The 8,242-nt window shown below is 63.9% G+C and carries 9 protein-coding genes and 1 pseudogene; all 10 read left to right on the forward strand.

Annotation, left to right across the window (positions count from 1 at the left end):
• Window positions 1-409 (forward strand): annotated as a pseudogene (locus G6031_RS09820) (hypothetical protein); the annotation flags it as partial.
• 29 nt (window positions 410-438) lie between these two features.
• Window positions 439-840 (forward strand): MerR family transcriptional regulator, encoded by a 402-nt coding sequence (locus G6031_RS09825; RefSeq protein ID WP_179526331.1) that lies wholly within the window; start codon window positions 439-441, stop codon window positions 838-840.
• A 162-nt stretch (window positions 841-1,002) separates the two neighbouring features.
• Window positions 1,003-1,458 (forward strand): metalloregulator ArsR/SmtB family transcription factor, encoded by a 456-nt coding sequence (locus G6031_RS09830; RefSeq protein WP_241737292.1) that lies wholly within the window; start codon window positions 1,003-1,005, stop codon window positions 1,456-1,458.
• Between the two features lie 54 nt (window positions 1,459-1,512).
• Window positions 1,513-2,448, forward strand: a complete 936-nt coding sequence (locus tag G6031_RS09835; protein ID WP_179526333.1) for a cation diffusion facilitator family transporter — start codon at window positions 1,513-1,515, stop codon at window positions 2,446-2,448.
• Window positions 2,449-2,735: 287 nt separating this feature from the next.
• Window positions 2,736-3,311: a TlpA disulfide reductase family protein gene (locus tag G6031_RS09840; RefSeq protein WP_179526334.1), complete on the forward strand. Its 576-nt coding sequence runs from the start codon at window positions 2,736-2,738 to the stop codon at window positions 3,309-3,311.
• Complete coding sequence (locus G6031_RS09845) at window positions 3,308-4,162, forward strand: cytochrome c biogenesis CcdA family protein (RefSeq protein WP_182653173.1); 855 nt, start codon at window positions 3,308-3,310, stop codon at window positions 4,160-4,162. Before G6031_RS09840 ends, G6031_RS09845 begins: the two co-directional genes overlap by 4 nt.
• A gap of 175 nt (window positions 4,163-4,337) precedes the next feature.
• A complete protein-coding gene (locus tag G6031_RS09850; protein ID WP_347238476.1) occupies window positions 4,338-4,700 on the forward strand; it encodes a metalloregulator ArsR/SmtB family transcription factor in 363 nt (120 codons plus the stop codon).
• Entirely contained in the window at window positions 4,700-6,667 is a 1,968-nt protein-coding gene (locus G6031_RS09855) for a cation-translocating P-type ATPase (protein ID WP_179526337.1), read from the forward strand. The genes G6031_RS09850 and G6031_RS09855 overlap by 1 nt, the downstream gene beginning before the upstream one ends.
• 124 nt (window positions 6,668-6,791) lie before the next feature.
• Window positions 6,792-7,433, forward strand: coding sequence for a thioredoxin domain-containing protein (locus G6031_RS09860; RefSeq protein ID WP_179526338.1), 642 nt, complete (start codon window positions 6,792-6,794; stop codon window positions 7,431-7,433).
• Complete coding sequence (locus tag G6031_RS09865) at window positions 7,426-8,067, forward strand: vitamin K epoxide reductase family protein (RefSeq protein WP_179526339.1); 642 nt, start codon at window positions 7,426-7,428, stop codon at window positions 8,065-8,067. The genes G6031_RS09860 and G6031_RS09865 overlap by 8 nt, the downstream gene beginning before the upstream one ends.
• Window positions 8,068-8,242 lie beyond the last annotated feature (175 nt).

The following is an 8,242-nucleotide window of genomic DNA, read 5'->3' on the forward strand; positions in this document are numbered from 1 at the left end:
CACCCAGCGATCCGCAGATCCCCGTGAATCACCGGGGCTAGCGGTCTTCGCGATGTTCGCCTGGCAAGCACCCGTGGTCGCCGAGAACGGCACCGAAATGCTGCTGCTACTACCTCCGCTACTCCTGTTCTTCGTCATCCTCCCGCTGACCGCCACCGGGGCAGCTCGACTGCTGCACCTACCTGGTCCACAGCGGGTCACTCTGACAATGGTGACCACGGCCAGGAATTCGCCCATCGCTCTGGGTATCGCGGTGGCGGCTTTCCCTGATCGGCCGCTGATTGCTGTCGCTCTGGTGGTGGGACCGTTGATCGAGTTGCCGATCCTCGCAGTACTCAGTCAAATCATCCGCCACCGGGACAAGGGCGCCCCCGATGAACAGGCTGCCGTCTCCATCGCCGACCGGTAACCTTCAAGACCCGCTAGGAGAACGAGCGCATGCGTATTTCTGAAGTGGCCAGGCGCAGCGGAGTGCCGGCCACCACGCTGCGGTACTACGAAAAGCTCAGCCTGATCAGCTCGACCCGGGCCAGCAATGGCTACCGCGAGTACGGGCCAGAGGTTCTCGAGCGTCTGTCGTTCATCCACGGGGCGAAGCAGATGGACTTGGAACTCGACCAGATCAAATGGCTGCTCCAGGTCACCGCAACGGGGACCTGCACCAATACTCGAGATGCCCTGCACCCACTACTCACCGATCGGCTACGCGAGGTCGACGACACCATTCAAAGGCTGGAAGAGCTCCGGTCAGTGCTGGAACGGTCACTCGATCACGTTGCAACATGCCCCGACAGCACCAGGCCCTGCCGGTCCGAGTGCGCCTTCAGCGCTCTCGTATGACCCCTGGTGGTCGACCCAAGCAGAGCTACGGGGGCTCCACGACACCGCCGGACTGCCAGAACCGGTCTGCGACGCATCGGCGCTGCACAACTAATCTACGCACGAGCCAGCATCGTTCCTGATCAGCTCGCCCTTCTCGGCCCTCATGCACCCCGGTGCGCTATGACTGATGCCACCACATCCCCACTGATCGCCATACTGGGCTATCATCGCCATATGACGATTGATAGCGTATCGGGTGACCCGGTCGACGAGTCCCTCCAGTTGGAGGATCGCAGCGTGTATGCGGCGCTGTTTCATGCTTTGGCAGAGCCGACGCGGTTGGCGATTCTCGAGCACCTCGGTAGCGGCGAGCACCGGGTGCGGGATGTGGTTGACCACATGCACCTGGCGCAGTCCACGGTGAGCAAGCATCTGGCCTGTCTTCGGGACTGCGGGCTGGTGACTGTGCGGATCGAAGGCAGGGCCTCCTGGTTCTCGCTGGCGGACCCAACTCGGTTGGAAGCCCTCATCGAGTCTGCAGCGGCGCTCCTGAGCGCATCGGGGACCACGCTTTCGCTGCGCGCGCACCGCGATCTCCATGATCGCGATGAGCTCAGTGACCCAGGACTGTCATGAAAGTGCCCCGATCGTCGCAGCCATCCACCAGTCGAGGAAAGGCGTAAACCCATTATGAGTGCTGGACATAGTCACGGACCGAGTCCGGAGGAAGCCGCGTCGGCACCGGACTTTCGTAGAAAGCTCGGCATTGCCTTCGCGCTGGTCTTTTCCATCGTCCTCGCTCAGGGCGTCGGCGCCTGGATCACCGGCAGCCTGGCGCTGCTCGTCGATGTCGTCCACTCTTTGACCGATTCCATCGGACTGCTCGTCGCGCTGGTCGCAGCGGTACTGATGGTTCGTCCCTCCGACAAGCGGCGAACCTGGGGTTTTCGCCGCATCGAGGTCTTGGCGGCCCTCGGCCAGGCACTGCTCCTGGCCGGCGTCAGCGTCTACGCCCTTGTCGAAGCAGTCCAGCGCTGGAGCAACCCTCCAGAAGTCGCGGGTGCAGAGCTGCTGATCTTCGGCGTCGTCGCATTGGTTCTCAATATCGCCGCCGCACTCGTGCTCGCGTCCAGCCGCGGCGCGAACTTCAACATGCGCGCCGCGTTCCTGGAAGTCCTCATGGACGCGCTGGGAACGCTGGCGGTCATCGTCTCAGCCGTGCTCATCATGACCACCGGGTTTCAGCGGGCCGATACGATCGCCGCAGTCGCGATAGCGCTCATGATCATTCCCCGGGCGTTCCTCCTGGTTCGAGAAACCACCCACGTCCTCATGGAGTTCACCCCGGCCGGCCTCGACCTTGACCAGGTCCGAGCGCACATCCTTGAGATCGACCACGTGCGGGGGGTACACGACCTCCACGCCTCGACCGTCGCCACCGGTCTTCCCACGCTGTCCGCCCATGTCGTTCTTGACGAGGAGTGCTTCGAGGACGGCCATGCCCCGGAGATCCTCGATACCGTGCGGAAATGCGTGGCCGAGCATTTCCACATCGAGCACACCACCTTCCAGCTCGAGACCCAGCACCACCGAGATCACGAACCCCCGATCGTGCGACACCCCTGATAAACGGGATGCCGGGATCGGACACTGGCGTACCTGCCGACGCCGAGATGACGAGTGAGCCACCGAAGACCAGGCCTGCCCCACCGGCTCAACTTCGGTGAATGACGACATGATCGCCGCCTGCCCGAGTTCGGTGGCAATCGATCAGGTCAGTATGGTCAGCCGAGGTGGGAGTCCTCGAAGTGAAAGAGTTGTTTGGCATGGCGAGAATGCCCAGAAAGCCAGAAGCAGTGGGAGGTCGGCGACACCGCGCTGCCCACCGGTCTTTCGGGGCGGTAGCCGCAGCGATGGCCAGCGCGCTGGCGCTGTCGGGCTGCGCAACCGGAACCGATGCCGTTGCGATAGGCGAGACTTTCACCTTCGTCAGCCCGGATGGTCAGCTGGAGATCTTCTATGACCCGCCCGAGGAACGTAGGACGATCGCTCCGATGTCGGGGCCGAACGTGCTCGACCCCGAGGTCACCGTGGCCGTCGCCGACTATCCCGGTGATGTGGTGCTGATCAACCTATGGGGCCAGTGGTGCGGGCCGTGCCGGGCAGAGATTGACGACCTGCAGCGGCTGCAGGAGAAGTACGAAGCTCGAGGGTTCACCAATATCGGGGTGAATCTGCGTGACCCTAATCGGCAGAAGCCCGTTGACTTCATCAAGGACAACGGGGTCACGTACCCCTCGATCTGGGACCCGTCCCAGGCCGCGGTGGCGGCACTGCATGGTTTTCCGACATCGGTAGTGCCGTCGACGTTGATCCTCGACAAGCAACATCGGGTCGCTGCGGTGTTTCTGGCGGAGGTCACCGACTACCAGTTGGAGCCGCTGATCGACAGGCTGCTCGCGGAGCCGGCCGGGGATGAAGCGGGATGACCACGGTGCTTCTCGCGCAGTCGATCGGTGAGACGTTCCAGCAGACGGCGTCCTCCGGCCCACTTCTGCTCGCCCTGGGTGCGTGCGTGCTGGCGGGCCTTGTGTCGTTCGCCTCGCCCTGCGTGGTGCCGCTCGTTCCCGGCTACCTCGCCTACCTCGCAAGCGTTGTCGGAGCGGAGCGCCCGGCAGCCACAGTGCAGGCGGCAAAACAACGTCGCGCCGCATCAGGCACGCTCACGCTCGAGGAGAAGCGCTACCGATCGTCATCGCGCAAACGCGTGGTCCTGGCCGCTTTGCTGTTCGTGGCAGGGTTCACGGTGGTGTTCGTCCTGCTGTCCGCGATGGTGTTGGGCGCCGTGCAGTACCTCGCCCCCCAGCAGGAGCTCCTGCAGCGGCTCGGTGGAGTAGTCACGATCCTCATGGGACTGGTGTTCATCGGGGTCGTTCCCGTACTGCAGAGGGACACTCGCATGCAGCCCAAAGCGCTGTCGACCTGGGCGGGCGCACCGTTGCTCGGTGCCGTGTTCGCTTTGGGGTGGACCCCCTGCCTTGGTCCGACGCTGGCGGCGGCCTTGTCAGTGGCTGCCGGAACCGGAATCGACGCGGCCCGCGGAGTGCTCCTTATTGTGGCGTACTGTCTCGGTCTTGGCCTGCCCTTTGTGGTGGTGGCATTCGGGTCCACGAGGGCCATCCGCACGGTCGGGTGGCTGCAACGACACACCCGGAAGATCCAGATCGCCGGTGGCGTCATGCTCATCATCGTCGGCCTGCTGCTACTTAGTGGTATCTGGACTCAGTTCGTGTACTGGCTCCGAGACTTCGCCATCTCCGACACCACGCTGCCGATCTGAGCCAGAGTGCAGCTGGCCGCCTGCGGGAACGCGGCACCAAGGGCGAACCGCAGGCTGTTTCAGGGAAGCGGAATGCTGACTGCAGGACGATCCCGGTGGTTCGCTGGCACCGCAGCGTGAGAAACCGCGAGAACAGCGGCGAGCAATAGGTCAGTCCACACTGTATGGTCAGTGTGTGCTGACTATTGCTTCTCGTCTCGATGTGATGAACCGACTGGGACGTGCCATGGCGGACGCGACCAGGTCGCGGATCCTGCTCGCCCTTCTCGACGGCCCCGGTTACCCTGCTGAATTGGCCCGAGATCTTGGTCTGACCCGGACGAATGTCTCCAACCACCTGTCGTGCCTGCGTGGCTGCGGGATTGTCGTCGCCGAACAGGAGGGACGACGAACCCGGTACGAGATCGCTGATGCCCATCTCGCGCACGCGCTCAACGGACTGGTGGAGACCACGCTCGCCGTCGACGGCGATGCAGCTTGTCTGGACTCGCACTGTTGCGTGCCCGGCTGCTGCAACAACCAGGGTGAGCGCAGCTGATGGATACCTGCTGCGCCCCCACGTCCTCGACGACGATCGACGACCACCACGGTCCCAGTCGGTGGTGGCGTGAGCCGGCCATTCTCATCCCCGCGGCATCCGGCGTGACTTTGGCGATGGGTCTAGCGCTGGAATGGCTCACTCCGGTCTCCGGCCCGGGCGTCACGGCGGTGTTCTGGGTTTCCCTGCTGTTGGGCGCCTCCCAGTTCGTCCCCTCATCGGTGCGGGGACTTGTCGCGTCGGGGCGTCTGAGTATCGGGCTGCTGATGACGATCAGCGCGATCGGTGCAGTCCTGCTCGGCTTCATCGAAGAAGCCGCCGCACTGGCCTTCCTCTACTCGATTGCCGAGGCCCTGGAACACCGGGCGATGGCCAAGGCGAGATCGGGCCTTCGTGCTTTGCTGGCACTGATCCCCTCGACCGCGACCGTCATCACCACTCGCGGCGACACCCGTCTGTCCCCGGTGGAGGATCTCGTTCCCGGCGATGTGATACGGCTGGTTGCCGGTGAGCGACTGGCCACAGACGGCACCGTCCGGACTGGTCGCAGCAGTCTGGATGTCTCGGCGATCACCGGTGAATCCATCCCGGTTGAGGTTGGTCCCGGCGATCAGGTGCTGGCCGGATCGATCAACGTGTCCGGGTCCCTGGAGGTTGTGGCCACCGCCGCTGGCACCGATAACTCTCTGACTACGGTTGTCGCGCTCGTGGAGCAGGCACAGCACGACAAGGGGGAGCGGGCACGTATCGCAGACCGCCTGGCTCGCCCTCTGGTGCCAGGGGTGCTCGTCCTGGCTGCGCTGGTGGCCGTCATAGGTTCGATGTTCGGCGACCCGGCTGTGTGGATCGAGCGAGCCCTGGTCGTCCTGGTCGCGGCCTCACCGTGTGCGCTGGGCATCTCGGTGCCGGTCACGGTGGTCTCAGCGATCGGGGCCGCCAGCAAGTTCGGTGTAATCATCAAATCTGGTGCGGCGTTCGAGCGACTCGGAGGAATCCGGCATCTGGCCCTGGACAAGACAGGAACCCTCACCCGTAATCACCCCACCGTCACCAGCGTGCTCGTCACCGGCCAAGTCAGCAACGCGGAAGTCCTCGGCTGGGCTGCCTCCCTCGAGGAGCACAGCACTCACCCGCTGGCCACGGCGATTACAGCCGCCGCCTCACACATTCCAGCGGCCCGGCAAGTATCCGAGGCGGCGGGCCAGGGCATCACCGGCGTGATCGGCGACGACCAGATCGCTGTCGGTAGCCCCCGCTGGCTGCCACCCGGCCCATTGGCTTGGCAGGTCGAGACTCTGGAGCGGCGGGGAGAAACCGTGGTCATCGTCCACCGCGGTGGCCAGCCAGTCGGCGCCATCGGGGTCCGCGACGAACTACGGCCAGAAGCTCTCGCAGTCATTGAATCACTGAAGGCTGGTGGGGTCGGCGCCACCATGCTCACCGGAGACAATGCTCGCGCCGCTGCGGCGTTGGCTGACGAGGCCGGCATCACTGATGTTCGGGCGCAGCTACGGCCGGCCGACAAAGCCACGGCCGTGGCCGAACTGCGTGATCGCGGTCCGGTTGCGATGGTCGGTGACGGCATCAATGACGCTCCCGCTCTGGCCTCGGCCGATATCGGCATCGCCATGGGAGTCACGGGTTCCGACGCGGCGGTGGAGTCTGCCGATATCGCCCTCACCGGTGATGACCTGACCCTGCTCCCGTGGACACTGCGCCATGCACGCAAGGGCCGGGCAATCATCACGCAGAACATCGTGCTGTCGCTGGCGATCATCATCATCTTGCTCCCACTGGCGATCACCGGCGTGCTGGGACTTGCCGCGGTCGTTCTGGTCCATGAGGCGGCCGAGGTCATCGTCATCATCAATGGCTTGCGGGCTGGCCGCACCGGGTCTACCGCGCATATGGCCGCCGCTGGCACACTGACTACGTCGATGGCGCCTGCTGCTGCCACTCATGCGTGAGTTCGTCACCTGCGACAGTGAACTCGGTCGCGACCGCTGACCTGCCTGCGGGCTTGCCTGCCAGGTCTGTGCGAGGCGGTGCCCGATCGGATGGTTGGATCACCACTGGAAGTAGGGAAGTCACTTGAGTAAGAACTTGGCATGGTCCTTGGCGCTGATTGGGGTAGCCGTGCTTTTGTTGGCCGGAATGCTGGTCTTGACCAATCGAGACGACTCTTCGGCTGAGGTGGCTCGTGAGGCGCCGACCGCGCAACTGGTCCGTGAGGACAGTCCTCGATTGTCCGAGGGTAAAGACGCGGTGTTCGTCGAGTTCCTCGATTTCGAATGCGAAGGGTGCTTGGCGCTGTACCCGGTGATTGAGGATCTGCGCGATGAGTACGGGGACCGGGTGGAGTTTGTGGTGCGCCACATGCCGCTGCACGACAACTCGGTCAACGCTGCTCTGGCGGCGGAAGCGGCGGCCAATCAGGGCGAGTTCGAGGCCATGTATCAGCGACTGTTCGACTCCGTTGACCAGTGGGGCCACCAATCCACCTCCCAGGCGGAGACTTTCGCCGGGTATGCCGAGGAGCTGGGATTGGATACCGAGCGTTTCCGTGCAGATGTCAACGATCCGGCGACTCTAGCCAGGGTCGAACAGAGCAGACAAGATGGACAAGCGTTCGGGGTGGCCGGCACCCCAACGCTGTTCCTGGACGGCCAGCGCCTCGAACTGACAACTGTCGCTGCTCTGGAAGCCAGCATCGAGGCAGCTGTGAATGACTGACACCACTTCCCCGGCGCAGGTGGGCACCGTGCCCCGACAGATTGGCGCGGTGTCGGCTCGCCGGCTCGGAGCGTTGTGGATCGGTGCAGGGCTCATCGGCCTCACTGCAGCCATTGCGCTGCTGGTCGAGAAGATCGAACTACTGGTCAACCCCGACTACATACCCACCTGCAACGTCAGCCCGATTCTCTCGTGTGGGTCGGTCATGACCACCCCCCAGGCCGAGGCCTTTGGCATTCCGAACCCGATCATCGGAATCGTGGGTTTCACAGCGGTTGCTGTCGCGGGTGGGGCAGTCCTGGCCGGCAATGGGTTTCGGCTCTGGTTTTGGGGCGCCACCCAACTAGGCGTCACTTTCGCGGTGGTGTTCATTCACTGGTTGATCTATCAAAGCCTCTACGTGATCGGCGCCTTGTGCCCTTACTGCATGATCGTGTGGGCCGTGACGATCCCACTGTTCTGGTACACCACCGTGTTCAGCCTCCGACACCTCGAAGGGGCCACACCACGATGGGTGCGCAGGTGCATCGAGATCGCCACGGGCTACCACGGGGTGATACTCACCGTCTGGGTCCTCGTCGTCATCGCACTGATCGCGAACCGATTCTGGGACTACTGGTCCAGCTTGGTGTAACCACCCGCCCGGCCCAATGATCCCTTCGGCCTGGTCCGATCCACGTCGCGGGTGGGATATTGGGCGGGTGATCGGCCACCCCTGGCCGACGAAAGCAAATCCGCGAACTATACACTGGCTGGAGCGATCTACAGTAGTGCCCCATAGAGTGGTGTAACTCGGTGGCCGAGATCGT

Origin of the sequence: Dietzia sp. CQ4 (assembly GCF_014145125.1) — a bacterium.
In the GTDB taxonomy this organism is placed as follows: Bacteria; Actinomycetota; Actinomycetes; order Mycobacteriales; family Mycobacteriaceae; genus Dietzia; species Dietzia natronolimnaea.